The 26404-nt window shown below is 60.6% G+C and carries 22 protein-coding genes and 1 pseudogene; 6 read left to right on the top strand and 17 right to left on the bottom strand.

Annotation, left to right across the window (positions count from 1 at the left end; all coding sequences use genetic code 11):
• Window positions 1–781: 781 nt before the first annotated feature.
• The 6 genes from C9413_RS01630 to C9413_RS01605 all read right to left on the bottom strand — a co-directional run bounded on the left by C9413_RS01630 (window position 782) and on the right by C9413_RS01605 (window position 9532).
• On the bottom strand, window positions 782–4087 hold the full coding sequence (locus C9413_RS01630) for an efflux RND transporter permease subunit (RefSeq protein ID WP_170250130.1): 3306 nt from the start codon (window positions 4085–4087) through the stop codon (window positions 782–784).
• Between the two features lie 11 nt (window positions 4088–4098).
• The gene (locus C9413_RS01625) at window positions 4099–5286 is read right to left on the bottom strand and encodes an efflux RND transporter periplasmic adaptor subunit (protein ID WP_039845659.1); all 1188 of its coding nucleotides are present in this window, start codon (window positions 5284–5286) and stop codon (window positions 4099–4101) included.
• 416 nt (window positions 5287–5702) lie between these two features.
• Window positions 5703–6674, bottom strand: a complete 972-nt coding sequence (locus C9413_RS01620) for an ABC transporter substrate-binding protein (protein WP_039845658.1) — start codon at window positions 6672–6674, stop codon at window positions 5703–5705.
• A gap of 54 nt (window positions 6675–6728) precedes the next feature.
• On the bottom strand, window positions 6729–7856 hold the full coding sequence (locus C9413_RS01615; protein WP_039845657.1) for an ABC transporter permease: 1128 nt from the start codon (window positions 7854–7856) through the stop codon (window positions 6729–6731).
• Window positions 7853–8737: an ABC transporter permease gene (locus C9413_RS01610; protein ID WP_039845656.1), complete on the bottom strand. Its 885-nt coding sequence runs from the start codon at window positions 8735–8737 to the stop codon at window positions 7853–7855. Before C9413_RS01610 ends, C9413_RS01615 begins: the two co-directional genes overlap by 4 nt.
• Before the next feature lie 12 nt (window positions 8738–8749).
• Complete coding sequence (locus C9413_RS01605; RefSeq protein ID WP_039845655.1) at window positions 8750–9532, bottom strand: ABC transporter ATP-binding protein; 783 nt, start codon at window positions 9530–9532, stop codon at window positions 8750–8752.
• Window positions 9533–9631: 99 nt separating this feature from the next.
• On the opposite strand from C9413_RS01605, the gene C9413_RS01600 reads away from it, so the two are divergent.
• Window positions 9632–10045 carry a cupin domain-containing protein gene (locus C9413_RS01600; protein ID WP_039845654.1) on the top strand — a complete coding sequence of 138 codons (414 nt, stop codon included), beginning with the start codon at window positions 9632–9634 and terminating at the stop codon, window positions 10043–10045.
• 210 nt (window positions 10046–10255) lie between these two features.
• Here the strand turns inward: C9413_RS01600 and hydA are convergent, their stop codons facing one another.
• From hydA to C9413_RS01585, 3 genes are read right to left on the bottom strand one after another with little or no spacing between them, the layout of a single operon-like run.
• Window positions 10256–11710 (bottom strand): dihydropyrimidinase, encoded by a 1455-nt coding sequence (gene hydA, locus C9413_RS01595; protein WP_039845653.1) that lies wholly within the window; start codon window positions 11708–11710, stop codon window positions 10256–10258.
• Entirely contained in the window at window positions 11707–11988 is a 282-nt protein-coding gene (locus C9413_RS01590) for a hypothetical protein (protein ID WP_039845652.1), read from the bottom strand. The genes hydA and C9413_RS01590 overlap by 4 nt, the downstream gene beginning before the upstream one ends.
• Window positions 11985–13238 (bottom strand): Zn-dependent hydrolase, encoded by a 1254-nt coding sequence (locus tag C9413_RS01585; RefSeq protein ID WP_039845651.1) that lies wholly within the window; start codon window positions 13236–13238, stop codon window positions 11985–11987. Before C9413_RS01585 ends, C9413_RS01590 begins: the two co-directional genes overlap by 4 nt.
• Before the next feature lie 292 nt (window positions 13239–13530).
• Here C9413_RS01585 and C9413_RS01580 point away from each other — a divergent pair, with 292 nt between their 5' ends.
• Window positions 13531–14175 (top strand): TetR family transcriptional regulator C-terminal domain-containing protein, encoded by a 645-nt coding sequence (locus C9413_RS01580; protein ID WP_039845650.1) that lies wholly within the window; start codon window positions 13531–13533, stop codon window positions 14173–14175.
• Window positions 14176–14198: 23 nt separating this feature from the next.
• Here the strand turns inward: C9413_RS01580 and C9413_RS01575 are convergent, their stop codons facing one another.
• Both C9413_RS01575 and C9413_RS01570 read right to left on the bottom strand, forming a co-directional pair.
• A complete protein-coding gene (locus C9413_RS01575; protein WP_170250129.1) occupies window positions 14199–15707 on the bottom strand; it encodes a GAF domain-containing protein in 1509 nt (502 codons plus the stop codon).
• 128 nt (window positions 15708–15835) lie between these two features.
• Window positions 15836–16735 (bottom strand): LysR family transcriptional regulator, encoded by a 900-nt coding sequence (locus C9413_RS01570; protein ID WP_039845649.1) that lies wholly within the window; start codon window positions 16733–16735, stop codon window positions 15836–15838.
• Window positions 16736–16836: 101 nt separating this feature from the next.
• On the opposite strand from C9413_RS01570, the gene C9413_RS01565 reads away from it, so the two are divergent.
• Window positions 16837–17847 carry an NAD(P)-dependent alcohol dehydrogenase gene (locus C9413_RS01565; RefSeq protein WP_170250128.1) on the top strand — a complete coding sequence of 337 codons (1011 nt, stop codon included), beginning with the start codon at window positions 16837–16839 and terminating at the stop codon, window positions 17845–17847.
• Between the two features lie 45 nt (window positions 17848–17892).
• Here C9413_RS01565 and C9413_RS01560 read toward each other — a convergent pair whose 3' ends face one another.
• The gene (locus C9413_RS01560) at window positions 17893–18945 is read right to left on the bottom strand and encodes a magnesium and cobalt transport protein CorA (protein ID WP_039845647.1); all 1053 of its coding nucleotides are present in this window, start codon (window positions 18943–18945) and stop codon (window positions 17893–17895) included.
• A gap of 92 nt (window positions 18946–19037) precedes the next feature.
• Entirely contained in the window at window positions 19038–19454 is a 417-nt protein-coding gene (locus C9413_RS01555; protein WP_039845646.1) for a rhodanese-like domain-containing protein, read from the bottom strand.
• A gap of 69 nt (window positions 19455–19523) precedes the next feature.
• Here C9413_RS01555 and ftrA point away from each other — a divergent pair, with 69 nt between their 5' ends.
• Window positions 19524–20513, top strand: coding sequence for a transcriptional regulator FtrA (gene ftrA, locus C9413_RS01550; protein WP_039845645.1), 990 nt, complete (start codon window positions 19524–19526; stop codon window positions 20511–20513).
• A 171-nt stretch (window positions 20514–20684) separates the two neighbouring features.
• Here the strand turns inward: ftrA and preA are convergent, their stop codons facing one another.
• The 4 genes from preA to C9413_RS01530 all read right to left on the bottom strand — a co-directional run bounded on the left by preA (window position 20685) and on the right by C9413_RS01530 (window position 25756).
• A complete protein-coding gene (gene preA, locus C9413_RS01545; RefSeq protein WP_039845644.1) occupies window positions 20685–21998 on the bottom strand; it encodes an NAD-dependent dihydropyrimidine dehydrogenase subunit PreA in 1314 nt (437 codons plus the stop codon).
• A 12-nt stretch (window positions 21999–22010) separates the two neighbouring features.
• Window positions 22011–23372, bottom strand: coding sequence for an NAD(P)-dependent oxidoreductase (locus C9413_RS01540; RefSeq protein ID WP_039845643.1), 1362 nt, complete (start codon window positions 23370–23372; stop codon window positions 22011–22013).
• 397 nt (window positions 23373–23769) lie between these two features.
• Window positions 23770–24723 (bottom strand): HWE histidine kinase domain-containing protein, encoded by a 954-nt coding sequence (locus tag C9413_RS01535; protein WP_052451650.1) that lies wholly within the window; start codon window positions 24721–24723, stop codon window positions 23770–23772.
• Window positions 24724–24961: 238 nt separating this feature from the next.
• Window positions 24962–25756, bottom strand: a complete 795-nt coding sequence (locus tag C9413_RS01530; RefSeq protein WP_039845642.1) for a response regulator — start codon at window positions 25754–25756, stop codon at window positions 24962–24964.
• 270 nt (window positions 25757–26026) lie between these two features.
• On the opposite strand from C9413_RS01530, the gene C9413_RS34125 reads away from it, so the two are divergent.
• Both C9413_RS34125 and C9413_RS01520 read left to right on the top strand, forming a co-directional pair.
• Window positions 26027–26233: a NepR family anti-sigma factor gene (locus C9413_RS34125; protein WP_039845641.1), complete on the top strand. Its 207-nt coding sequence runs from the start codon at window positions 26027–26029 to the stop codon at window positions 26231–26233.
• Between the two features lie 10 nt (window positions 26234–26243).
• Window positions 26244–26333, top strand: a pseudogene (locus tag C9413_RS01520) (RNA polymerase subunit sigma); the annotation flags it as partial.
• Window positions 26334–26404: the final 71 nt, after the last annotated feature.

Below are 26404 nucleotides of genomic sequence, written 5' to 3'. Positions count from 1 at the left end.
ACTCGCTTTCAGGAATTTCTTCGCCAATTGAAAATTCGAATGCGACGATCGTCTCGATATCCGGCGCGGCCGCATTTGAATTCGATATTGTACCAATGGCGGTTGCTTCGAAACGCGCCGCCATCGGCTTGAAGGATCAGGCCGAAAGGTATCCGCCGTAGCATAAGCGACCAGGACATCCGGCGTGAATTGGGTCTTCCATCTATGGACTGTTCCATTGGTTGGACATTGCAGCGCTGACAATGCGTTCGCCGGTTGCGAGCCGCCGCGTGCCCTCGCTTGCCCGTTTGCTTCGCGGGTCGGCCAAGATCGCTGCGGGAAGGGGCTGTTTTGGCCGAAGCGTGGTTCCTCAATCCGGTGTGGTATCCTAGGCGCCGGGCTGCTTCCTTTGCGGGCGGCTCGGGTTGAGAGGCAATGGGCGGTGAGCTACGTGCTTCGGCAACAGGCGGCTTCGCTTCCACATCGAACGGTGGAGATGTCAAAAGCTCGACGGCAATGCTCTCTTCCAACGGCGAAAGCTGCCGCGTTCGGCCGGAAAAAATGCAAGGGCGATGACGGCGGCGATATGGACGGCGCGCGCAATCGCAATGCTCCGCGGCCGTTCTGTTATCCTGCCGAAACGGCCCCAGGTTCTGTGAGACAATCGAAATCTGAAAGATTCGCTGTTAAAAAAATACCTTTGATAGGAAAGGCGCTCATAACGGTCGCTGCAAACAGTTTTCGCGATTCCAATTCCACATAAGGCCGGGTTCGCCCCGGCCTTTCATTGTTCAGTGCAAGCTTACTCCGCTGCGAAAGGCGGCAGGCGGAGCACGTTCTTGTCGTTGGCATTGGCGCTCTTGCGCTTGCGTTCCGGGTTCTCGATCGCCTCCACCCGTTCGCTGAGAGCGCCGACAGCTCCCGTCAGTTCCTCTCGGGACATCGCCAGTTCCTCCTGATCCTTCTTGCCGACAAGGCGGCCGAAGAGCCACCCGAGCAGGAGCGAGAGGTCGTCCATGATCAGGAAGAAGGACGGCACGACGACGAGTGAAAGCACCGTCGAGACGATGATGCCGCCGATCACGGCGATCGCCATCGGCGCACGGAACGAACCGCCTTCGCCGACGCCGAGTGCCGAAGGCAGCATGCCGGCCGACATGGCGATCGAGGTCATGATGATCGGCTGGGCGCGTTTGCGGCCGGCTTCCACCATAGCTTCGACGCGTGTCATGCCGTGACGGCGCATCTCGATTGCGAAGTCGACGAGCAGGATGGCGTTCTTCGTCACGATGCCCATCAGCATGAGGTTGCCGATCCGAACGGGCATCGAGAGCGGATTGTTGGTGATGATCAGAGCAACCGCCACACCGCCGATTGCCAGGGGCAGCGAGAACAGGATGGTGAACGGCTGGATCACATCCTTGAACAGCAGGATCAGGACGGCCAGAACCAGCATCAGGCCCATCAGCATCGCGTTGACGAAGCTCTGCTGCATTTCCTTCTGGACCTTCGTGTCGCCGCTTTCGACAAGCTGCACGGTCGAGGGGATATGGGTGTCCTTGACGATCTGCAGGAAGCGAGCCGATGCCGTATCGAGAGCTACGCCCTGTGGCAGGTCGGAACCAATCGCGACGACGCGATTGCGGTTGTTGCGCTTGATCGAGCTTGCGCCTTCCGCATAGTCGATGTCAGCTACGGTCGAGAGCGGCACGATCGCGCCGCTCGCCGTCTGGATCTTCAGCGCACGGATGGCCGCAAGATCGCGCCGCATATCGATTGCGGTCTGAACGCGGATCGGGATCTGGCGGTCGTCGAGGTTGATCTTGGCAAGCGCCGCATCGACGTCGCCGATCGTGGCGACACGAATCGTATCGGAGATCTGCTCCGGCGTGATACCGAGGCGAGCCGCCTGGTCCTTGCGCGGACGAACCTGCAGTTCCGGACGCGGCAGGGCGCCTTCGGCACTGACGTTTGCCAGCAGCGGTTCTGCACGCAGCTTCGATTCCAGAAGGCCGACGGCGTCGTTCAGGTCCTTCTCGTTCTTGGAGAGGAAGTTGAACGACAGGTCACGCTCGCCGCGGTCGTTGAGCTTCAAGATTCGAACGTCGGGAATATCCTTCACCCTGGCGAAGACTTCTTTTTCGATATCCCATTGTGGACGTTCGCGGCCATGGACCTCGACCTTCGGCAGATGCGGGCCGATGACCGGGATGGAGCCAAAGACATCGTTGATAACCCTCTTCACCAGCGAGTGGTCCAGCTTGAAGAGCGAAAGCGTGATCGTTGCACGGCGCAGTTCAAGGTCGCCCTTGGGGGATGCGCCGCCGAGAACGAAGACGCTTTCGACGCCGTTGATGTCCTTGACTTTGTTGTAGATCGCGTTGGACGTCTGTTCGGTGTCTTCGAGCGTCGCGTTCGGCGGCAGCTCGACAGAAAGCACGATGCGGGACGCATCTTCCGGCGGTAGGAAGCTGCCGGGAACCTGGGCAAGCAGTGCTACCGAACCGATCAGGAAGGCGATCGCCGCAAATAGCGTCGCATAGCGCGTCCACCAGCGGGCGGTCGTGGCGCGCACGAGACGCGTATAGCCGCGGAAGAAGAGGCCGTCATTGTCATGATGGTCGTCCTGGCCATCTTCCGCGCGCATCAGGTAGGCGGCCATCATCGGAGTGATGAGACGCGCCACGACGAGCGAGAAGAACACCGAAAAGGCGACCGTCAGGCCGAACTGGATGAAGTACTGGCCGGGAATGCCCGGCATGAACGAGACCGGTACGAAGACGGCAATGATCGTAAACGTCGTGGCGATGACGGCAAGACCGATTTCGTCCGCCGCTTCGATCGCCGCCCGATAGGGGGTTTTGCCCATCTTGATGTGCCGGGCGATGTTTTCGATTTCCACGATCGCATCGTCGACGAGGATACCTGTCGCGAGCGTCAGCGCGAGGAAGCTGACGAGGTTCAGCGAGAAGCCCATCAGGTCCATGATCCAGAAGGTCGGGATCGCAGACAGGGGGAGGGCGATCGCTGAAATCAGCGTTGCGCGCCAGTTCCGCAGGAACAGGAACACGACGACGACCGCCAGCAGCGAGCCCTCCATCAAGGTGTGGAGGGCGGCTTCATAGTTGCCGTAGGTGAAGTAGACGGAGTCGTTGATCAGCTCGATGCCGACATTTGGATTTTCCGCACGCACCTTTTCGAGGCTTTGCGCCACCGTTTCGGCCACGCTGACTTCGCTGGCGCCCTTGGAGCGGAAGACGCCGAAGGTAACGACGGGCGTGTCGTCGAAACGCGAGAAGGATTTCGGTTCCTGATAGGTGTCTTTGATGGCGCCGAGTTCGTCGAGCTTGACGAAACGGCCGTTCGGCAGGGCGATCGTCGTATTGGCGAGTTCCGCCACGTTGCGGGCGTCGCCGAGAACGCGGATCGCCTGCTCGCTGCCGGCCACCTGGCCGCGTCCGGAGCCGAGGTCGACGTTGGTTCCGTGCAGCTGCTTGTTCACGCTGGCGGCAGTGATGCCGTAGGCGTTCAGCTTGTCGGGGTTGAGCTCGATGCGGACCTCGCGTTCGGCACCGCCATAGCGGTCCACGCGGCCGATGCCGGCCTGACCTTGGAGGGCGCGCTTGATCGTATCGTCGACGAACCAGGAGAGTTCTTCGAGCGTCATGTCCGGCGAGGAGACGGCAAAGGTCTGGATCGCCTGGCCTTCGACATCGACCTTGGCGACGATCGGTTCCTCGACATTGGCCGGAAGATCGCTGCGGATGCGGTCGATCGCGTCTTTGGTGTCCTGGACCGCCTGCTCCGTCGGCACTTCCATGCGGAACATCACGTTGGTTTGCGACTGACCGTCGGTGACCGTGGACTGGATTTCGTCGATGCCGTTGATGGAGGCGACGGCGTCTTCGATCTCCTTGGTCACCTGCATCTCGAGCTCGGCAGGCGAAGCGCCGCTCTGCGTCACGGTAATCGAAACGAGCGGCACGTCGATGTTCGGGAAGCGCGTGATCGGCAGCTTGTTGAAGGACTGAATGCCGACAAAAAGCAACAGCGCGAAAAGCAGCAGCGGCGCTACGGGATTTCGGATGGACCAGGCTGAAAAGTTCATCGGGCCGTCTCTCAGTTGGAAGCAGCGGGCTGTTCGCGAACAGGCGTAATGCGGTCGCCGTCGCGGACATAAGCACCGGCCTTGGCAACGACTTCCTCGCCGTCCTTCAGGCCCTTCACAATCTCAATATAGGCGCCGTCCTGGATACCGGTTTCCACTTCGGCGAATTTCACAACTCCGTCTTCGACCTTGCGGGCGGACGAGCCTTCACTGCTCGTCAGGACAGCCGAAAGCGGCAAAGCCACGTTCTCGGCCGTCTTCATGATGATTTCGGCGCTGCCGTACATGCCCGAACGCGCCTTGCTGTCATCATCGATCAGGATGTGAACGAAGCCGAGGCGCGTCGTCGGGTCGACCGTCGGCGAAACGAGGCGCACCGAACCCGTTAGCTTGTCGCGGCTGCCGGCAAGCGAGATCGTCGCCTTCTGGCCCGGCTCGATCTTGATGATATCGCTCTCGCCGACTTCGGCGACCAGTTCGATATCGTCGTCACGGATGATGGTGAAGAGTGGTTCGCCCGAACCCAGGGCGATCGCGCCAACCTTGGCGTTCTTTGCCGAAACCGTGCCTGCGACTGGCGTCCTTACATCGGTGCGGGCAAGCCTCAAATCCGTGTCGGCGATCTGGCTGTCGACGACCTTGAGGTCCGCCTGGGCAACTTCGATCGCCTGCTCGGCGGAGTTCACACGGGCATTGGCAGAAGCGGCAGCGGCATCTGCTTGTTCCACCGTCGCAGTGGACACCGTGCCCTTCTTGCCCATTTCCTGCGCGCGGGCCTGCTGCTGGCGGGCCTGCTCGGCATTCGCCTCTGCTTCGACCAGTTGTGCCCGCAACTGCGCGAGCGTTGCTTCGCCCTTCGCCTTGGTTGCCACCATCTGGCTCTTTTGCAAGAGCAGCGCGTCGTCGTTCAGCGTCGCAAGCGTGCTGTCTGCTGCAACCTTGTCGCCGACATCGGCATTCAACGCGCGGATCGAAAGGCCCTCGACCTGCGGCTGGATATAGACCTCCTCGACCGGCTTCACAGTGCCGGTCGCAACGACACGGTCGACGAGCGTGCGAACTTTGGCGGTGGTCACGACGATCGCCGGCAGGTTCTGCTGCGGTTTCGTGGTTGCGGTTTCCTGCGCGAAAGCGGGAGTTAGCGCGAGCGCGGCGATCAAAAGGGTGGAGGCGCGTAGTATAGTCAGCGTGCGTGCCATGCGTCGTGATCCAAATTATATGACATAATCAGCCAAAATCGCGCGTTGTCCCTCAGCTCGCGAACAGGGCCATTTCGTCTCTGTGTTCTCAGAGGCATTCCCGCATTATTTGCCGTCTCTATTACAGAGAAGTCACTCCTCCGGCAAATCCGGCTTGTACTTGGTATCGATTTGCTCGATGCGCAAGGCCGGCAGAAAATAATTCCCCTATCCGAACATACTAATTGCCGTTTACGTCCAGATCAATCACCGGATGGTTATGTGGTCATTCCGATGATTGATCGCAGCCGTATATTCTTAATGACGTGCGAAAGCCTGCCGATGCGACATCGTCCCCGATCTTTTTTGAAGCGACGTTAAAAAAACCGAAAACGCGCGGGTATCGCCGCGCGTTTCCGTTTTGGGATTGGCTGGAATTACTTCGCAGCCGCGTCCGTGATCTCGTGCGTCCAGGCGCCGGCCGGCTCCTTGTTGATGATCTTCTGGTCGAGAAGAGCCTTGGCCGTGCGATCGTAGAGCGCCGGGTCGAGCTTGCCGGTGCCGTCGCCGATCAGCTTGGCGACTTCGCCCATCATGCGCTTCTGGTGGTTCTCGTCCTGGCCGCCGGCATCGACGACGATCTCGGCTGCTTCATCCGGGTTTTCGGTCGAGTATTTCCAGCCCTTCATCGAAGCCTTGACGAACTTGACCATCTTTTCCTTGAAGGCCGGGTCCTTGAGCTTGTCTTCCATTGCGTAGAGACCGTCTTCGAGAAGGTCGTTGCCCATTTCCGTATAGTTGAAGACGATCAGCTCTTCCGGCTTGAAGCCCGCATCGATCGCCTGCCAGTATTCATTGTAGGTCATGACCGAGATGCAATCCGCCTGCTTCTGCAGGAGCGGCTGCACGTCGAAGCTCTGCTTCAGGACGGTCACGCCATCCGCGCCGCCGTCGGTCTTGAGGCCGAGCTTGTTCATCCAGGCGAAGAACGGATATTCGTTGCCGAAGAACCAGACGCCAAGGGTGCGGCCCTTGAAGTCGGCTTCGGACTTGATCGGACCGTCCTTGCGGCAGATCAACTCCATACCCGACTTCTGGAAGGGCTGGGCGATGTTGACGAGCGGCACGCCCTTTTCGCGGGCAACCAGCGCGCCACCCATCCAGTCGACGATCACATCGGCGCCGCCGCCGGCAATGACCTGTTCGGGTGCGATGTCCGGACCGCCCGGCTTGATGTCGACGTCGAGGCCTTCTTCCTCGTAATAGCCTTTCTCCTTGGCGACGTAATAGCCGGCGAACTGGCTCTGCGTGACCCATTTCAGCTGCAGCGTCACCTTGTCGGCGGCCATTGCATGGGCAGCCGCGAGCGACATTGCGCTTGCCATCATTGCAACCATCAGTTTTTTCATTTTCTTTTCCCTCTGAAGTTATGCCCAATCCCATTTGCGAGAATAAAGCGACGTCTAGCCACCACGGATAGACGGATGCCAGAAAGTCACCGCCCTTTCGGCGAGGGCGACGGCTCCATAGAAAATCGAGCCTGCCAGCGCCGCAACGGCGATTTCGGCCCAGACCATGTCGACATTCATGCGCCCGATCTCGGTGGAGATGCGGAAGCCCATTCCGACGATCGGTGTTCCGAAGAATTCCGCAACGATGGCACCAATCAGCGCCAGCGTCGAGTTGATCTTCAGCGCATTGAAAACGAAGGGCATGGCCGCCGGAAGCCGGAGCTTCAGCAGCGTCTGCCAGTAGTTCGAGGCATAGGTGCGCATCAAGTCGCGCTCCATGCTGCCGGACGCGGCCAGGCCCGCGACGGTGTTCACCAGCATCGGGAAGAAGGTCATGATGATGACGACGGCGGCCTTCGACGGCCAGTCGAAGCCGAACCACATGACCATGATCGGCGCAACGCCGATGATCGGCAGCGCCGAGACCATATTGCCGATCGGCAGCAGGCCGCGGCGCAGGAACGCCACGCGATCGGCCAGGATCGCGACGATAAAGCCACTGGCACAGCCAACGGCGTAGCCGATCAACACGGCCTTGAAGATCGTCTGCCTAACGTCTTCGCCGAGGATCTGCAGCGACCCGGCGATACGTGCGCCAATAGCGCTTGGCGGCGGTAGGAGCACGAAGGGAATGCCCGCCCCACGGGTCGCCGTTTCCCAAACGACCAGGATCCAGGCGCCGAAGATTGCAGGGATCAGCAGGCGCAGGAGCGAGCTTTCGAAATTCGAGGCAGGCTTGATCTCGCAAAGCACGGTGACGCAGCGCCAGGCAAGCAGCCAGCAGGCGGCGATCAGCAAGAAAAAGGACCTCGTCGCCATGCCTTCATTGCCGGAAATGCCAGAAAGCAGCATCCAGGCGGCTACATGAGTGCCGATCAAAAGAACGGTCGCAGAATAGAGCCGCGGCAGAGGCGCTACCGAAATGAGGGCGGATGCCGCGACGATGACGATGACGAGTGTCACCGTTTCATCGCTGAACGGGCGGGGGGCGGCTTCGCTAAGGAGCGGCAGCGAGAGCAGCGCCGCGGCGCAGAGAAAAAGAGCGACGAAGGCCTGCCAGGAGATATTCAGCTTCTTCATGCCGGCCTGCCTCCCATTGCGCGGTCGACGATCTTCGCCACGAGGCCGACGATCGCAACGAGCATGGCCGCCAGCACGGAGCCTGCCACGAGTGCCGCCCAGATATCGATCGTCTGGCTGTAATAGGAACCCGCCAACAGCTTCGAACCGATGCCGGCGACCGCGCCTGTCGGGAGTTCGCCGACGATTGCGCCGACGAGGCTCGCGGCAATTGCCACCTTCATCGACGTGAACAGGAAAGGGATCGAGGCCGGCACGCGCAGCTTCCAGAAGGTTTGCAAAGCGGTCGCATTATAGGTGCGCATCAGGTCGAGATGCATGATCTCCGGCGAGCGCAGGCCCTTCACCATTCCGACCGCGACGGGAAAGAAGGAGAGATAGGTCGAGATCAGCGCCTTCGGGATCAGGCCGGTGATGTTGATGGCGCCGAGCACCACGATGACCATCGGCGCGATCGCCAGGATCGGCACCGTCTGCGATGCGATGATCCACGGCATCAGGCTACGATCGAGCGTCTTGATATGGACGATGCCGACGGCGATCGCGATGCCGAGCAGGGTTCCGAGCGCAAAGCCAAGAACCGTCGAGGACAGTGTCACGCCGGCGTGGTAGACGAGGCTGCGATTGCTGGAGAGTTTTCTGAGGAAGGTGTTCTCGAAGACATTGCTTGCCACCTGATGCGGCGCCGGCAGGATCGGCTTCGGCTGCGAGAGCGTCTTTCCGACGAATTCCATCGTGGTGGAGGTGACGTTGCCGCGCTGATCCATGTCCCGCTGGAAGGGCGCGTTCATGAAAATCGCCGCGACGTACCAGACGACGATGAGCGCCAGCAAGATCGTCACGACGGGGACGAATTTGTCCTTGAGGGTATCGGGTTTCATAGGCCTGCCCTCCTACTCCTCATAGCTATGCCCAGCCCTTAGCCCCTCACGCACGCGGTGGGCGATTTCCAGGAATTCCGGGGTTTCGCGGATGCCAAGGGGACGCAGCGCCGGGAGCGTGGAGTCGATGACGTCGGTGACGCGACCGGGGCGCGGGGACATGACGACGATCTTCGTGGAGAGGTAGACGGCTTCCGGGATCGAATGAGTGACGAAGCAAATCGTCTTGTTGGTGCGCGCCCAAAGCTTCAGAAGCTCTTCATTCAGGTGGTCGCGGACGATTTCGTCGAGTGCGCCGAAAGGTTCATCCATCAACAGCAGGTCGGCGTCGAAAGCCAGTGCGCGGGCGATCGAGGCACGCTGCTGCATGCCGCCGGAAAGCTGCCACGGAAATTTCTTCTCGAAGCCGGAAAGATTGACGAGATCCAGTGCCTCGGCGATGCGCTTCTTCTGGTCGGCGCCGGCATAACTCATGATTTCCAGGGGGAGCGCGATGTTCTTCTCGATCGTCCGCCAAGGATAGAGCGCCGGCGCCTGGAAGACGTAGCCATAGGCGCGCGCCTTGCGGGCGTCGTCCGGCGTCATGCCGTTGACGGTGATCTCGCCTGACGTCTTTTTCTCCAGATCGGCGATGACGCGCAGGAATGTCGTCTTGCCACAGCCGGATGGACCGATGAAGGAAACGAAATCGCCCTTGCGGACATCGAGATTGACATCGCTCAGCGCATGCACCGGCCCGTCATTCGTCTGGTAGGTGAGACAGAGATCCTTTGCGGATACGACGGATGCTTGCATCGATGCTTTACCAGTCCTGTTTTCCCCGCGTCGCCGCGGTTTGCGTGCTATGATGATCGCCGGTTTTCTTTGCCGCGGCAAAATTCATGGAGAATGACGATGGATGCGAAATCAAAGCCCACCTGCCACATCATTCGCCCCAGCCACGCTTATAGCGGCAAGCAGGGGCTGAGCTATTTCGAGGGCATCGCTGCGGAAACGGTCGGCGCGAAGGGCATCTGCATGCATCTTCTGACGATCCCACCGGGCGTACGCGCCAAGGCGCATCTGCACGAGGCGCATGAAACGGCGATTTACATGCTGTCCGGCGAAGCGCACACCTGGTACGGCGACGAGCTGGAGCATCATGTCGTCGTCCATGCCGGCGAGCTGTTTTATATTCCGCCGGGCGTCCCGCACCTGCCGGCGAACCTCAGCAGCACGCCGTGCACCGCGATCATCGCGCGGACAGATCCCAACGAGCAGGAAAGTGTCGTGCTGCTGCCGGAACTGGATAGATTGGTGGAGGGGTGAAAAATACCTCCCTCGATCCTTCCGGGCATCTCCTCCACCAGGGGGGAGATCGGATTGAGGACGCTCGTCGATCCCCATGGAAGCGCCGGGTGCAATGTGTCGTTCAACTCCGGTGATGCGGTAGCCGCATGTTTTCGCTCTCCCTTTTTGCGGGGGAGATGTCACGAAGGGGGAAAAGGGGGTATCCCGCACGCTCGACATCCCTTCCGGTCACACGCCACTTGCCGGAATGCCGGTGCGCTCGACCTTGCGCGGCGCGGTGACTTCCTTCCAGGTCGACAGCGCCTTGCTGACGGCGGTGACCGGTTCGCGCTTGACGAATTCGCCATGGCCCTCGCGGGTCTTGATCGTGTTTTCTTCAATGGCGACGACGCCGCGCGTCAGCGTGTAGCGCGGCAGGCCGGTAACCTGCTTGTCTTCGAAGACGTTGTAGTCGATGGCCGACTGCTGGTTTTTCGAGGTGATGGTCTTTGCGCGCTTCGGGTCCCAGACGACGAGATCCGCGTCGGCACCAACGAGGATCGCGCCCTTCTTCGGATAGATGTTGAGGATCTTCGCGATGTTCGTCGAGGTCACGGCGACGAATTCGTTCATCGTCAGCCGGCCGGTATTGATGCCATAGGTCCAGAGCATCGGCATGCGGTCTTCAAGGCCGCCGGTGCCGTTCGGGATCTTGGTGAAGTCGCCGAGGCCGAAACGCTTCTGGTCGGTCGTGAAAGCGCAGTGGTCGGTCGCGACGACCTGCAGCGAGCCGGAGGCAAGGCCGGCCCAGAGGCTATCTTGATGCTGCTTGTTGCGGAAGGGGGGTGACATGACGCGGCGGGCGGCGTGATCCCAGTCCTTGTTGAAATACTCCGTCTCGTCGAGCGTCAGGTGCTGGATGAGCGGCTCCCCATACACGCGCATGCCTTTCTGGCGGGCGCGGCGAATCGCTTCGTGCGCCTGTTCGCAGGAAGTGTGGACGATATAGACGGGGCAGCCGGCCATGTCGGCAATCATGATGGCGCGGTTGGTCGCCTCGCCTTCCACTTCAGGCGGCCGGGAATAGGCGTGCGCTTCGGGGCCGTTGTTGCCTTCGGCCATGAGCTTTGCCTGCAATTGCGCGACGACGTCGCCGTTTTCGGCGTGGACCAGCGGCAGCGCGCCGAGTTCGGCGCAGCGCCGGAAGGAGGAATACATCTCGTCGTCGTCCACCATCAGCGCACCCTTGTAGGCCATGAAATGCTTGAAGGTGTTGATGCCCTTATCCTGGACGACGGCCTGCATCTCATTGAAGACCTGCTCACTCCACCAGGTGATCGCCATGTGGAAGGAATAGTCGCAGTTGGCGCGGGTCGATTTGTTATCCCACATCGTCAGCGCTTCAAGTAGCGACTGGCCGGGCGAGGGCAGGGCGAAATCGACCACCATCGTCGTGCCGCCGGAAAGGGCCGCGCGCGTGCCGCTCTCGAAATCGTCGGAGGAGTAGGTGCCCATGAACGGCATTTCGAGATGCGTATGCGGGTCGATGCCGCCCGGCATCACGTAGCAACCAGACGCATCCAGCGTGTCATTGCCGGAAAGGTTCGGCCCGATCTCGACAATCCTGCCGTCTTCGATCTTCAAATCGGCCGTGTAGGTGAGGTCGGCCGTGACGATGGTTCCGCCCTTGATGACTGTGCTCATTCTCCGAACTCCCTGGCGCTGCGCGGTGCCTGCGCAAGCTGTTTATCCAATGACTGGCGGTAGCGGATGCAGCCGCGCATGAATTGGGGCCAATCCGGCACGATCTGGCCGCCGGTGGGTGGATCCGGCAGAAGCGCCCACATGTCGGGGTGATGCCAACAGAGCTCGTGCATGGACGTATCCCGGTGGGTGCGGATCGCATGGCGCATGGCGCGGGCTGCCGAAAGCAATTCCGCATGCGTCATGGTATTCAGATCGGCATCCGCATCGGCCGTCATCTGACGATCTCCGCCGTCTCGGCAACGGCATGAAACAGCACGTCCGCACCGGCGGTCGCCCATTCCTTGGAAATCTCCTCCGCCTCGTTGTGCGACAAGCCGCCGACGCAGGGGCACATGATCATCGTCGTCGGCGCCACCTTGGCAGCCCAGCAGGCGTCGTGGCCGGCGCCGGAGATGAGGTTCATGTGGCTGTAGCCGAGCCTTTCGGCGGCGCCGCGCACGGCAGTGACGAGCTTTTGATCGAAGGTCACCGGTTCGAAATGGCCGATCGCCTCGATCGAACAGCCGACGCCCAGTGAATCGGCGATCTTCGGCGCTTCGGCCTCGATCCTGGCGCGCATGCGGTCGAGTTTTTCCTTGTCAGGCGAGCGGATGTCGACGGTAAAGATCACCTTGCCGGGCAGCACGTTGCGGGAGTTCGGGGAGAAGAGCACCTGGCCGACGCCGCCGACGGCGCCCGGCTGCTCGCTCATGGCGACCCCTTGGACCATCTCGAAGATGCGCGCCATCGCAAGCCCGGCATTGACGCGCATGTTCATCGGCGTCGAGCCCGTATGGGCTTCCCTGCCGGTCAGCGTGAATTCGAGCCACCAGAGGCCCTGACAGTGGGTGACGACGCCGATCTGCTTCTCCTCAGCTTCGAGGATCGGACCCTGCTCGATGTGATATTCGAAATAGGCGTGCATCTTGCGGGCGCCGACTTCTTCGTCGCCGAGCCAGCCAATGCGCTTCAGCTCGTCGCCGAACGTCTTGCCCTCGGAATCCTTGCGGCCATAGGCATAGTCCAGCGTGTGAACGCCGGCGAAAACGCCGGAGGCGAGCATGGCCGGGGCGAAACGGGCGCCTTCCTCATTGGTCCAGTTGGTGACGACGATCGGGTGCTTCGTCCTGATGCCGAGGTCGTTCATCGTACGGACGACTTCGAGCGCACCAAGCACGCCGAGCACGCCATCATATTTGCCGCCGGTTGGCTGGGTGTCGAGATGCGAGCCGACATAAACAGGGAGCGCATCCGGATCGGTGCCAGGACGGGTTGCAAACATCGTGCCCATCTTGTCGACGCCGACGGTCAGGCCCGCGGCTTCGCACCATGTGCGAAAGAGGCTGCGGCCTTCGGCATCGGAGTCCGTCAGTGTCTGGCGATTATTGCCGCCGGCAATCCCGGGGCCGATCTTTGCCATGTCCATGAGACTGTCCCAGAGACGGTCTCCGTTGACGCGCATATTCTCGCCTGGTGCTGCCACCATGTCTGAAATCCTCACCTGTTTTTTCACGGTCATGCAAAGAACATGCGCCGTCTGTTCCCATCGTCAATTACCGGCGCGCTTGTTTGTTTTGTTACGCCGGAAAATCGCCAGTTGCCTTTGTTTTGCATCTGACAGATAATTTGACCGATTGGTAAACATTACAGCTTCCCGCGCCGGGCTCAAGACGAAAATCAGGAAAAATTCAGACAAAATTGCAGGGAGTTGCTCAAAAGGACGGCAGAAGGAACCGTTCGACTGAAGCAATTGAATTTCAAGGGGAAACGAGAGCCAGATGGCAATTCCGAGAGCAGCGAAGACACAGCGGCGCACGCGGATCCAGGAGGAGAAGGAAGAGCAGATTCTGGAAGCTGCGCTCGATGTGTTTTCCGCCAGGGGTTTTCGCGGCTCGACGATCGACCAGATCGCAGAGGTGGCCGGCATGTCGAAGCCGAACCTGCTCTATTACTTCCGTACCAAGGAGGCGATGCACCGGGCGCTGATCGACCGTGTGCTCTATACTTGGCTTGAGCCGCTTCGCGCCTTCAATGCCGAGGGCAATCCGGAGACCGAAATCCGCAGCTATATTCGCCGCAAACTGGAATTGGCGCGCGACTTTCCTCGCGAAAGCCGGCTGTTTGCAAACGAGGTGCTGCAGGGCGCGCCGCATATCGAAGACGAGCTGAAGGGCCCGCTGAAGCAACTCGTCGATGAGAAGGCCGAGGTCATCCGCGCCTGGGCGAAGGCCGGCAAGATCGCCAAATGCGATCCCTACCATCTGATCTTTTCGATCTGGTCGACAACGCAGCATTATGCCGACTTCGACGTCCAGGTGCGCGCCGTGCTCGGACAGGAGCATGCCGGGGCAGGGCGCTTCGAGGATGCGGCGCGCTTCCTCGAGCAGCTCTTCATCGGCGGGCTGATGGTTCGCCCGACCTGACCGCCCTCTTCCGTGGTGGTGCCTCACCCGGTCAGGCGGGAAATGGCTTGAAGCGCCCCCCCGATCCTCCCCGCGACATGGCGGTGGGCCGCGGAAAACGGCAGCGATCGTCCGCGCCTCAGGTCGGGCCACGCCTGGGAGCCCTTGTGGAAGGTGAGGGCGTGGCTGTCGGCGTCGTGTTCTGCTGGCCCTGGCGAACCGCCAGCCCAATGCACCGTTCGCAGCATTTCCTGGCGGAAGAATACGATATAATCGCGCGGTGGCTGCGAGGTGGAAATGCCCATCAGTCCGGCGACGTCGCCATTCAATTCCGCCTCGGGCCAGAGTTCGGCAACACGATCGGTCGCGAACACATGGCCGGATACCTTGCGGTTCAGCGTATCAATGAGCGCAGAGAATTGCTGCTGAGAGGGAGCGAGCCCTGAAAGCGCCGTGCGGCCATCGATCCAGACGCCGATGCCGTCTGCTGGAACAGCGCCCGCAAGCACTTCGGCCAACAAGGCCGGATCATCGGGCAGGCCGATATTGTCCGCAACCGCGGCCAACAGCCGCTCCACGACCTTTCGCGCCCCGGTTTCGAATTCCAGCGCTAGCCGGCACTCCCGGGTTTGGAGCCGCGAGGCGAACATCTGGGCGAAGAGTTCCGCCGTCAAGCGCCGTTCGACGGGGAGCAGGCGGGCAGCATAATGATGGCAGGCAAACAGGCCCCAGAGCCTGCCGTCCACGACAATCGGAACCGAAAACGAGGCGCCGACGCCCAAGTCCTTCAGATGGTCGATATGGGCCGACGGCGCCACACGCAGGAGCGACAGCGAGAGATCGATTGCCCGGCCGTGCGCGTCGAGTTCCGGGACGACGGGAACCGGCGCTGCATCGACATCGGCGGTGATGCGGAAGAGATTGCGGGCATAGAAGGCGCGCTCCTCGGCCGCAATGTCGGTGGCCGGAAAGTGAAGGCCAAGCAAGGATCCTATGCCGGATCTTGCGGCTTCCGCCACGATTTCGCCGGACCCTTCGTCATCGAAGCGGTAGACCATCACGCGGTCGAAGCCGGTAATGCCGCGCGCTTGCCGGGCGCTCTCGCGGAAAAAGGCTTCCAGGGTCTGCGCTTGATCGATGCGCGCCATCATGGCGGCCATCGACAGCGTCGAGCCGCCTTGGCCCTCGCGCTGAGACGGTTCGGCCTCGATGACGATCCCACCCTCGATGCAGTGCAGAGCCACGTCGAAAATGGGGCCGCCCTCCGCAAAGGCGATGCCGGATAGCCGCTCGATCATGACCGGACCTCGGATGACGGTCAGCCGGTTGCGGATCGAGTGCAGCGTCCTGGACATGATGATGCCGGAAAGGGGCTGCCGAAGCACCTGTTCGCAACCTACGCCCAGAAACTGTTCGAGATTGGCCGACGCGCGAACGATTCTCCAGTCGGCGGAAACCGTAAGCAGGAAACCGAAGGGCTGGATGGCGGCGCGCTGAAGGTGAGCTCCCCGGTCGCAATTCGTCAGGTCCGCACCGTTGCAGGCTTTGCTCACGAGACAGGAGACTCCGGTTCCGTTTCAGTTACCCCATTTCGGCGTAACAAGGAAAGGGATATACGGCGGAAATGCACTATTTCCAGTGAATACACCAAAAAATTCAGTGGGTTCCGAGACTTTCTTAGCTAACTCATGAGAGCCGGGAGCTTTGCGGCCAAGGTGTCGATCACGAGCCGAACCTTCGGCTGCATTGCAGGCGACTTTACCCAGACGACATTGGCGTCAAAGGCAACAGCTGCAATATCGGTCAAGACCCGGCGAAGCTCGCCGGATGCAACGCGGTCCCGCACGAGCCAGCACGGTAGCCAGGCAAGGCCGACGCCTTGTGCCGCAGCATCGGCGATGGTGGCAAGATCGTCGAGCCGCAGCCGCGATCGCGGCAATACCTGCCGGAAGGGTTCGGCGTTTGTCGGGAATATCCAGGTGCGGTTTCGATCCTGCCTCCCATAGACGATGCCGTCATGGGTTTCGAGATCTTCGAGCTTGGCTGGAATGCCGCGGCGTTCGAGATAGCCCGGAGAGGCGCAAACCGTCATGCGCTGCTGGGCGATGACGCGCACCATCAGGCCGGGATAGTCCCCGAGAGGGCCGTTGCGCACCGCAATATCGAAGCCGTCGTCGACCAGATCTACGATCCGGTCGTTGAAGGAAAGATCAAGTTCGAGATGCGGATGTTCGTCAAGAAGCTTGATGAGTATCGGCGCCACACACTGACGGCCGAAAAGAACCGGCATTGTGACCCGCAGACGCCCGCGCACCTCCCGCTTGCCGCTTTCGAGAAGCGCTTCGCCACGCGTGATCTCCTCGACGGCGCGCAGGCAGTGCTCGTAAAAGAACTGGCCTTCCTCCGTCAGGCTCTGCGCTCTGGTCGTGCGGTGAAACAGGCGCACACCCAGCCTCTGTTCCAGCCGTGCAATCGTCTTTCCGACGGCTGAGCGCGTCAAATGAAGGCGCTCGGCGGCTGCGGAAAAGCCGCCTGCTTCCGCGACCTCGACAAACACCGATATGCCTTTGAGCTGTTCCATATTGTATCCTTCAGGGAAACATTTTGTGGAATTAATAACGCAACTGTCGATCAAATTTCAACGATATGCTTCGGCTCCGTCAACCGAATGGAGTGAGAAGAATGTTGGCAAAGCAATGGTCGATCGACAATATCGGACCGATGAATCTGATGGTGCGTGAGGCGGCGGTCGAAGAGGCGACCGGCAACGAGGTGCTGGTCCGTGCCGAGGCCGTATCGCTGAACTATCGCGACAAGCTGGTGCTGGAGACCGGCATGGGTCTGCCGCTGCAGTTTCCGTTCGTTCCGGCATCGGACCTTGCCGGCGTGGTCGAAGCTGTCGGCCCCGGCGTCACGCGCTTCAAGCCGGGCGACCGCGTCATCACGACCTTTCTTCCCGGGCGCATCAACGGGCCAGGCCTCGGCGATGCCCGCCACCCGCCCTACAAGACGCTCGGCGGATATTATCCGGGTGTGCTTTCCGAGTATGTGACCTTTTGCGAGGACTGGTTCGTTCACGCGCCCAAGACGCTCGATGCCGGTGAAGCGAGCACGCTACCGTGCGCAGGTCTGACGGCGTGGTTCGCGCTCATCGAACTCGGCAGGCTGAAGGCGGGCGACAAGGTGGTCATTCAGGGAACCGGAGGGGTGGCGCTCTTCGGTCTTCAACTTGCCAAGATGCATGGTGCCGAGGTCATCATCACCTCGGCAAATGCCGAGAAGCTCGAGCGCGCCCGCGCTCTCGGCGCCGATCATGGGATCGGCAGGGAGAATTGGGCCGAACGCGTCCTCGAACTGACGGAGGATTACGGCGCCGACCATATCTTCGAAATCGCAGCCGGCGTCAATTTCGGCGAGTCACTAAAGGCTGTGGCGGTCAACGGCCGGATTTCGGTGATCGGTGTCATGGATGGCTGCGATCTGTCCGCGCCGGTGCAATCGCTTCTATTGAAGTCGCCGACGGTACAGGGCCTCAGCGTGGGACACCGCCGGGCGCTGGAGGACCTGGTCCGCGCCGTCGACCGCACCGGCCTGAAGCCGGTGGTCGACAAGCGCTTCAGCTTCGACGAACTGCCAAAGGCGCTTGAGCACCTTAATCGCGGCCCCTTCGGAAAGATCGTCATCGAGTTTTGAGCCGGGTTGGCCACTCCCGTCAGAGCATTCTGGCGGGAGCCCCGGCTACAGCCACTTCGCCCGGCGGAACAAGGCGAAGAGCGTTACGCACAAGGTTGCGATCACGCCCAACACCACGAAATAGCCGTACTGGAATTTCAGTTCCGGCATATCGTTGAAATTCATCCCGTAGATACCAGCGATCGCTGTCGGAACAGCAAGGATGGCTGCCCAGGCGGCGAGCTTGCGGGCAATCGCTGTCTGTTCGGTCTGGCCGATCATCACGCTGGCTTCGAAGGCGAAGGCGAGGACTTCACGCAGCGCGTCGATATCCTCCTGGACGCGGCGCACATGGTCTGTGACGTCGCGAAACAGCGATTGAAGCGTCGAGTCCATACCCGGAAGGTCGATATGCTCATAGCGGCGACAGACGTCCACAAGCGGCACGACGGCATTGCGCAGCCGCAGCAGCTTGCGCCGCAGCATGTAGAGGCGCTCGATATCAACCTTTGTAAGCTGTTCGCGCAGCATCAGATCTTCGAGCGTCTCGACTTCCTCCTGCACCACTTCGATCACCGGCATGTAGTTGTCGACGATGAAATCGAGGATGGAATAGAGGATGTAGTTCTCCCCATGGGCGAGCGCGGCCGGCGTCGCCTCGCACCGCTGCCGCACCGCCAGGTAAGAGGACGATGCGCCATGGCGCACGGAAACGACATAGCCTCGACCGACGAAAAGATGGGTTTCGCCAAAGACGATTTCGCCGTCCTTCATGTGGGCGGTACGGGCAACGATGAACATGGCGTCGCCATAAATCTCCAGCTTCGGGCGCTGATGCGGCTGGGCAGCATCCTCGATCGCCAGTGGATGGAGATTGAATTCGGCCTGTACCTGGTGCAGCAGCATCTCGTCCGGCTCGTGCAAGCCGATCCAGACGACTGCATTCTCGTGCGTTCGCCATTCGCCGGCCTCTTCTATCCGGATATCGCGGATGCGCTGTCCTTGCTGGTAAACGGCAGCTGCCACGACCCCCGGACGGGCAGAGGGCGACGATGCGGGCGCAACCGCGCCGGTTTCTGCGCGCGAGGAGGTGCTGTTCAGATCTTTGGTTCGTTCCAAAACCGTCTATTCCTCCCACTGCGGCCCAAACGCAACGAACCATAGCTTCATTTTGCGAAAAACGCATCCGCAATAGCGTTAATGGAGGTCCGTCACTGCGCGGCCATTGGGGCTTCACCGTTCGTAAAGGCGAAGCCCTCGTCAGCCCAGCCGGTCATGCCGCCGATCATGACCTTGGCGGAGAGGCCGAGCCGCGCCAGGCGCAGCGCCGCCTTGTCGGTGCCGTTGCAATGGGGCCCGGCGCAATAGACGACGAAGAGCGTATCGGCCGGCCACTCCGACATACGGTGGGCGGTCATCTTGCCATGCGGCAGGTTGATCGCGCCCGGCACATGCGAGCGGGAAAAGAGTGCCGGGGATCGAACGTCGATAAGGACGAAGTCGGCCTTGCCCGAGGAAATGGAAGCCTGGACGTCCCAGCAGTCCGTTTCGAAAGCGAGCTTGCGGGCGTAGTAGGCGGCGGTTTCCTCGGGGGAGGCGGCGGGTGTTTCGCTGACGGGGCTCGGCATGGTTTTCCTTTCACGGTTCGAGTTGCCGCCAACCATCGCCGATGTTATGGCATGGCGAAATTGGCTTTAATGACGGTTAGCGTAAAGATCATGCCAAATTCGCTCAGACGTCCGCATGTCGTCGTGCTTGCCTATGACGGGCTATGCACTTTCGAATTCGGTATTGCCTACGAAGTCTTCGGTCTTCCGCGTCCTGAAATGGGCGAGGGCTGGTATCATTATTCGGTCTGCGGCGTCGAACCGGGGCCGCTCCGTGCTGCGGGCGGATTGAGCGTTTCGGTCGATCGCGGCCTGGAGGTTCTGGCCGAAGCCGATCTCATCGTCGTGCCGGGCTGGCGGTCGATCGATGCGCCGGTGCCGGAGCCGTTGATCGATGCGCTGCGTCAGGCTCATGAGCGCGATGCCCGTATTATGTCGCTCTGCTCCGGCGTTGCCGTGCTTGCCGCATCCGGTCTTTTGAGCGGCCGGCGTGCGACGACGCATTGGCGCTATGTCGCGTCGCTTGCAGCGCGCTATCCGCAGATCGCCTTCGATGCGAGCGTTCTCTACATGGACGAGGGCAGTATCCTGACTGCCGCGGGCAGTGCGGCCGGTATTGATCTCTGCCTGCACGTCGTGCGCGGTGATTTTGGCGCAGAAGCCGCAAACAGTGTGGCGCGCCGTCTGGTGCTTCCGCCGCATCGCGAAGGCGGGCAGGCGCAATTCATCAGCGCGCCCGTGCTCGAAGAGCGGGAGGGAATGCGGCTAGGGCCGCTGCTCCAATGGATGCGAGAGCGGCTCGACGAGGAGCAGTCGATCAGCCTGCTGGCGCAAAGGGCGGGCATGAGCCTGCGCACCTTTCAGCGCCGCTTCGAAAAGTCCACGGGCCTCAGTGTGGGCGAATGGCTGCTCAAAGAGCGGCTTCGCCACGCCCGCAATCTCCTGGAAAGAGAACTCGCCGCATCGCTTGACGACATCGCCGCCGCCAGCGGCTTCGGCACACTGGCGACGATGCGGCATCATTTCCGCAAGCGGCTCGGGACAAGCCCGAGTGCCTACAGGAAGTCGTTCGCGGTTTAGTTGCGGGCGCCATGTTGCCCTCACCCTTACATGCGCGGAGAGGGTAGGTACCATGCTCAAGGTCGAGAATGCCCAAACGGTGCGGCATGCTTTTTCTCCCCGCCTGCGGGGAGAAGGTGGCGGCAGCCGGATGAGGGCATCGCCGCAGTCTTGCGAGGTCGCGACCGTCTTTTACTCTGCCGCCTGTCTTGCCATCGGATTGTTCGGGTGGGTCGTCCAGTTGGCGTAGTTCGGGTCGACGGGACGGCCCGTGCGCTTGTCAAGCGCGCCGGCGGGCAGGGCTTCCAGGGTGATGCAGTTTTCGACCGGGCAGACGTTGACGCAAAGGTTGCAGCCGACGCATTCGTCTTCCATCACCTCGAAATGGCGCACGCCGTTGACGAACTGCGTGATCGCCTGATGCGAGGTGTCCTCGCAGGCGATGTGACAGCGGCCGCATTTGATGCAGGCGTCTTGGTCGATCTTCGCCTTGGCGACATAGTTGAGGTTCAGATACTGCCAGTCGGAGACGTTCGGAACGGCGCGGCCGGTGATATCGTCGAGCGACCTGTGGCCCTTGGCGTCCATCCAGTCGGAGAGCCCGGTGATCATCTCCTGCACGATCTTGAAGCCATAGGTCATGGCGGCGGTGCAGACCTGCACGTTGCCGGCGCCGAGCGCCAGGAACTCGGCCGCATCGCGCCAGGTGGTCACGCCGCCGATACCGGAGATCGGCAGGCCCAAGGTTTCCGGATCGCGGGCGATCTCAGCCACCATGTTGAGCGCAATCGGCTTCACCGCCGGGCCGCAATAACCGCCATGGCTGCCGCGGCCATCGATCGACGGTTCAGGCGAAAACGTGTCGAGATTGACTGCGGTGATCGAGTTGATCGTATTGATCAGCGAGACGGCGTCCGTACCGCCGGCCTTGGCAGCGCGTGCCGGCTTGCGGATGTCGGTGATGTTCGGCGTCAGCTTGGTGATGACCGGCATGCGCGTGTACTGCTTGCACCAGCGCACGACCATCTCGATATATTCCGGCACCTGCCCGACCGCGGAGCCCATGCCGCGCTCGGACATTCCGTGAGGACAGCCGAAATTGAGTTCGATGCCGTCGGCGCCGGTTTCCTCCACGAGCGGCAGGATCGCCTTCCAGGCATCTTCCTCGCAGGGAACCATGATCGAGGCGATCAGGGCGCGGTCCGGCCAGTTCATCTTCACCTGCTTCATTTCGCGCAGGTTGGTGTAAAGGTCGCGGTCGGTGATGAGCTCAATATTGTTGAGACCCAGGAGGCGGCGGTCGGCGCCCCAGATCGCGCCGTAGCGCGGGCCGTTGACGTTGACGACGGGCGGGCCTTCCTCGCCGAGCGTCTTCCAGACGACGCCGCCCCAGCCCGCTTTGAAGGCGCGCTCGACGTTATAGGCCTTGTCGGTCGGTGGCGCGGAGGCGAGCCAGAACGGGTTGGGCGACTTGATGCCGACGAAATTGTTGCGGAGATCAGCCATTGTTCATTCTCCTCAAGCGACGGCGACGGCTGGCTGCGCACCGGCAGCAAGCGTACGGTTGATGGATTCGGCAGCATCGCGGCCTTGCGCGACGGCAGATACGGTTAGGTCATCGCCGCCGAAGACGCAGTCGCCGCCCGCCCAGACGCCGTCGAGCGAGGTGCGGCCTTCGCCGTCGATGGCGATCCGACCGGATTCCATGCGCAGCGAACCGAGACCGGATGCTTCAAAAGTCTGGCCGATCGCCTTGAAAATCTGATCGGTGGCGATGACGCCGGTTTCGCCGGTCGTGACGAGACGGCCGTCGGCGAGCTTGGTATATTCCACCTCGATCGCGGCGACCTTGCCGTCCTGCGACAGGATGGACTTCGGCGCCAGCCAGTGGCGGATGATGACGCCCTTGGACGTCGCGAGGTCCTGCTCGAACTCCGAGGCGTTCATGTGCTCCTTGCCGCGGCGGTAGCAAATCGTCACTTCTTCGGCGCCAAGCAGTTTGGCCTGAACGGCCGCATCGATGGCGGTCATGCCGCCGCCGAGAACGACGACGCGGCGGCCGACGGCAACGTCCGCCTTGTTCGTGGCTTGACGCAGATCGGCGATGAAATCGACCGCGTCATCGACACCCGGCAGGTTCTCGCCATCGACGCGCAACGCATTGACACCGGCAAGGCCGATTCCGAGGAAGACGGCGTCGTACTGAGACTGCAGATCGGCAAGCGAGAAATCACGGCCAAGCTGCTGGTCGTGGCGGACTTCGATGCCGCCGATCGAAAGCACGTAATCCACTTCTTTCTGGGCAAAGTCGTCGACGGCTTTATAAGTGGCGATGCCATATTCATTCAGGCCGCCGGATTTCGACTTGCTGTCGTAGATGGCGACGTCATGGCCTTTCACCGCAAGACGGTGAGCGGCGGCAAGGCCGGCCGGGCCGGCGCCGACAACGGCGATCTTCTTAACGGTCGAGGCGGCTCGTTCATAAAACTGCCTGCCTGCATGAATGGCCGTATCAGTCGCGTAACGCTGAAGGCGGCCGATCTCCACGGGCTTCTCCTCTGCGATATTGCGCACGCAGGCCTGTTCGCAGAGCTCTTCGGTGGGACAGACGCGGGCGCACATGCCGCCCAGGATGTTCTGGTCGAAGATCGTCTTGGCCGAACCGATCGGGTTGCCGGTTGCGATCTGACGGATGAAGAGCGGGATGTCGATGGAGGTGGGACAGGCCGTCATGCACGGCGCGTCATAGCAGAAATAGCAGCGGTCGGCGGCCACCAGCGCCTCATGCTTGTCAAGGCGCGGATGCAGATCGGAAAAATTAGTTTCATACTCGGCGGTCGAAAGTCGGCCGGAATGAATCCCAGTTTCCAGTCGTTCCATTGAAGTTCCCTCATTATTGGTAAACGGCTAGTGAGGGAAAGCGTAACTCAGGATAAAAAATTTATCAAACGGTAAAATTTTGAAACCGATATTCGCATAAGTGTCTGTTTTTGTTATTTTAGGTCGCAGCGTGGAGGGCGTATGCCCATCATCGACGAACGCAGGGATTCGCCACCTTGCAAAAAAGATTCATAAAAATTCAATTTTTTTCGGATCCGACGGAACCAAAGGCCAACGCGGTCGTTATTGCGGCATCCGGATGATGATCGCATCGACCCAACATGCGCGCCCCCAACCCATCATCCGGATTACTCACGGTCCCCTCCCGATGAGTGAAAACAGCCAGTGCGCCGCCCTCGCACTGGCTGTTTTTTGCTGTGAGCCGGCACTGCGAAATTCAGGGGCGCTTGAGGATTTCGAATTCAGTCTCGGGAATCTGCAGGTAATATTCGATGCGGCCAGGAACGAGCCGGAGCTCCGCCTTGCCGCTCATGGATGAGGGAACGACGCGTTCCAGCACGGTCTTGCCGAAGCTGTTTTCACTGAACTCGTGAATCTCCGTCCGGTTCGGCAGGATTTCCACCCACGCGATCTCGATCGCCTTCCTGCCGTTGTGCTTCGCTTCCTTACAGTTCAGGGTGATCGAAGGCGCGCCCCCTGCAATTGCGCCATAGGATGCCGAATTGACGATGAGCTCATGAAGCGCCAATCCGAGATGTACGGCGGCATTAGGTGTCAGATGCGCATTGATGCCGAAGATAGGCATGGAGCCTGCCGTTTCCGGCCAATAGGGTGCGAACTGCTTTTCCGCAAGGTCGAAGAGATAGGCGCCGCGCCAGCTGGAATCGGTAATCAGATCCTGCGAGTTGGAAAGCGATTGAAGACGACCGCGGAACTTTGCAAGGAAGCTGTCGAGCGACAGCGTATTGCGGGCCGTTTGCGTCGCGATGCCCTGAATGATCGCGAGCAGGTTCTTCGAGCGGTGCGACAGTTCGCGCAGCAGCGATTTCAGCACTTTTTCACGGTGTCGCAGCTCGGTGACCTCGGAGATCACAGAAAGAATGCCGAGCGAGCCCTCGTTATTGATGCGCTGCACTTTGAGTTCGTAGGTCCGAACCTCGCCATCGACGTCCATATCGATCTCGGCATTCGTCGCCGTCCCGGTTTCGAGCACCTTGAACTTGAGTGTCCTCAGATAATCGCCGTGTGCCTGGCCGAAGAGGTCGCTGTCGCTGCCGCCGGCGAAAAACAGTTCGGCGAAATGGCGGGGAAGATTTTCGGCGTAGGAAAGTGTCAGCGTGGAATCCTGGAAGAGAATCGAAATTCCGGCGCTGCTTAGCGCCCGCTCCATCATCGCGGACTTGCCCTCCAGCGCGAAAGGCTTGCCGGTTAATGGTTCTGTCGTATTCACCAGGCCGCCTTTCCTTCTATCCTTATTGCGCAGCTGGAAAGAGGTTGCCATTTCAGGAACCCCGCTGGTCATATTATGACCAAGCGTTGGAGAAACCGTTAAAGCTGTTGCCGGAGCGGCCCAGCTAGCTGGGAACGCCTCGCTATTGGCTTTGTTCCGTCGCTTTGACGGTTCAGCTTCATGCCGCAACCTTGGTGGATTCATTGAAGAATAGCGCCTGGCTGATCAAAGCCTTGACCATGTCTGGATTGAAGGGCTTGGTGACCAGGAACGTCGGTTCCGGCCGCTCACCTGTCAAAAGGCGCTCTGGAAAAGCGGTGATGAAAATCACCGGCACGCTCGATGTCTTCAGGATGTCGTTCACGGCGTCGATGCCGGAACTGCCGTCGGCAAGCTGAATATCCGCAAGGACCATCTTCGGCTTGGTCTTGTTGTAAAGAGCCACGGCCTCGGAATGCGTCCGGGCGATTCCGGTCACCTTGTGGCCCAGGCTTTCGACCATCTGCTCGATATCCATTGCGATCAGCGGTTCGTCTTCGATGATCATGATATCGGTTGCCACCTGGCGCGAGATCTCCTGCGAGGCCTTGTCGAGCAGGCTCATCACTTCCTGGTCGTCGCTCTCGAGGATGTCGGCGATTTCGCCGACGCGGAAATTCTCGACCGACGCGAGGATGAAGGCCTGGCGGGCAAGCGGCGAGACCTTGCCGAGGTTTACGGTCGCACGCTGCTCCCAGGCGTAGGGCGACGCCGGTTCGGGAATCTGGATGGCAGTGGAACCAAACAGTTTCGTGAACAGTTTGTAGAGTGCGACGCGGTCGTTCTCGGTATCCGGGAAAATGGATATGTCGGCGATGATCGCTTCCAAAACTGCGGCAACGTAAGCATCACCCGAAGTCTGGGTGCCTGTAAGCGCGCGGGAATAGCGACGCAAATAAGGAAGATGCGGCGCAATTCGAGTAGAAAGTGTCATTAAAAACTCCCGTCCGTAGGCCATAACTGGCTCTAATGTAGTGGAAACGTCGCGCTATTAAAAAAGTTCCAGTATATGCGGGAACTTTTTTCACAGCCTTGCATTATGGTGGCGACGAATGAAGGGCGTACCGCGATTTTGAGCCTCGATAAACGGCAAGTATCTGAGCACCATCCACCTCGAGCGGCGGAGGGTGCTGTTGGCATATCAAGCCGCAGCGCAAACGTATCGTCCATTCAGACAAAGACAACGGCGAGAAGCGACGAGTTTATGAAAAAGCAGCAGAACGAAGAAAAGAATCAGCGGCGGCTGGAAATGCGCGCAAGCGATATCCTCGATCCAAACAACCAGATCGGCGTCAAACTGCGGTCCCTTTATGCAGCCGCACAGGACGAGGCGATCCCCGATCGTTTTCTCGATCTGCTCGAAAAGCTGGACCAGGCTGAGATGATGGCTTCGGCCAAACTGGCCGAGTAAGGGCGCGCTGATGGATAAGGCTAAACCAAGCTTCAAACGCGAACTGCTGGCGGCGTTGCCGAGTCTGCGTGCATTCGCGATTTCGCTGATCGGCCGGCACGCGGTCTCTTATAACCATCTCCGGGCCCACGGGACTCCTGGGGCTCTCGTGTGCGGCATTCCGGTTGGAAA

This window comes from Rhizobium sp. SEMIA 4085 (genome assembly GCF_013004495.1).
Classification (GTDB): Bacteria; Pseudomonadota; Alphaproteobacteria; order Rhizobiales; family Rhizobiaceae; genus Rhizobium; species Rhizobium gallicum.
Note: the sequence above shows the minus strand (reverse complement) of the source record. Positions and strands in the feature narration are given on the sequence as shown.

What these genes read in the sequence shown, in the direction of transcription:
- C9413_RS01630 (WP_170250130.1), bottom strand. Translation starts at nt 4,087, where the DNA reads ATGAACTTTTCAGCCTGGTCCATCCGAAATCCCGTAGCGCCGCTGCTG.
- preA (WP_039845644.1), bottom strand. Translation starts at nt 21,998, where the DNA reads ATGGCTGATCTCCGCAACAATTTCGTCGGCATCAAGTCGCCCAACCCG.
- C9413_RS01615 (WP_039845657.1), bottom strand. Translation starts at nt 7,856, where the DNA reads ATGAAGAAGCTGAATATCTCCTGGCAGGCCTTCGTCGCTCTTTTTCTC.
- C9413_RS01610 (WP_039845656.1), bottom strand. Translation starts at nt 8,737, where the DNA reads ATGAAACCCGATACCCTCAAGGACAAATTCGTCCCCGTCGTGACGATC.
- C9413_RS01605 (WP_039845655.1), bottom strand. Translation starts at nt 9,532, where the DNA reads ATGCAAGCATCCGTCGTATCCGCAAAGGATCTCTGTCTCACCTACCAG.
- C9413_RS01540 (WP_039845643.1), bottom strand. Translation starts at nt 23,372, where the DNA reads ATGGAACGACTGGAAACTGGGATTCATTCCGGCCGACTTTCGACCGCC.
- C9413_RS01555 (WP_039845646.1), bottom strand. Translation starts at nt 19,454, where the DNA reads ATGCCGAGCCCCGTCAGCGAAACACCCGCCGCCTCCCCCGAGGAAACC.
- C9413_RS01565 (WP_170250128.1), top strand. Translation starts at nt 16,837, where the DNA reads ATGTTGGCAAAGCAATGGTCGATCGACAATATCGGACCGATGAATCTG.
- C9413_RS01590 (WP_039845652.1), bottom strand. Translation starts at nt 11,988, where the DNA reads ATGACGGCCGATGCGGATGCCGATCTGAATACCATGACGCATGCGGAA.
- C9413_RS01580 (WP_039845650.1), top strand. Translation starts at nt 13,531, where the DNA reads ATGGCAATTCCGAGAGCAGCGAAGACACAGCGGCGCACGCGGATCCAG.
- C9413_RS01625 (WP_039845659.1), bottom strand. Translation starts at nt 5,286, where the DNA reads ATGGCACGCACGCTGACTATACTACGCGCCTCCACCCTTTTGATCGCC.
- C9413_RS34125 (WP_039845641.1), top strand. Translation starts at nt 26,027, where the DNA reads ATGAAAAAGCAGCAGAACGAAGAAAAGAATCAGCGGCGGCTGGAAATG.
- ftrA (WP_039845645.1), top strand. Translation starts at nt 19,524, where the DNA reads ATGACGGTTAGCGTAAAGATCATGCCAAATTCGCTCAGACGTCCGCAT.
- C9413_RS01600 (WP_039845654.1), top strand. Translation starts at nt 9,632, where the DNA reads ATGGATGCGAAATCAAAGCCCACCTGCCACATCATTCGCCCCAGCCAC.
- C9413_RS01530 (WP_039845642.1), bottom strand. Translation starts at nt 25,756, where the DNA reads ATGACACTTTCTACTCGAATTGCGCCGCATCTTCCTTATTTGCGTCGC.
- C9413_RS01535 (WP_052451650.1), bottom strand. Translation starts at nt 24,723, where the DNA reads ATGGAGCGGGCGCTAAGCAGCGCCGGAATTTCGATTCTCTTCCAGGAT.
- hydA (WP_039845653.1), bottom strand. Translation starts at nt 11,710, where the DNA reads ATGAGCACAGTCATCAAGGGCGGAACCATCGTCACGGCCGACCTCACC.
- C9413_RS01620 (WP_039845658.1), bottom strand. Translation starts at nt 6,674, where the DNA reads ATGAAAAAACTGATGGTTGCAATGATGGCAAGCGCAATGTCGCTCGCG.
- C9413_RS01585 (WP_039845651.1), bottom strand. Translation starts at nt 13,238, where the DNA reads ATGGTGGCAGCACCAGGCGAGAATATGCGCGTCAACGGAGACCGTCTC.
- C9413_RS01570 (WP_039845649.1), bottom strand. Translation starts at nt 16,735, where the DNA reads ATGGAACAGCTCAAAGGCATATCGGTGTTTGTCGAGGTCGCGGAAGCA.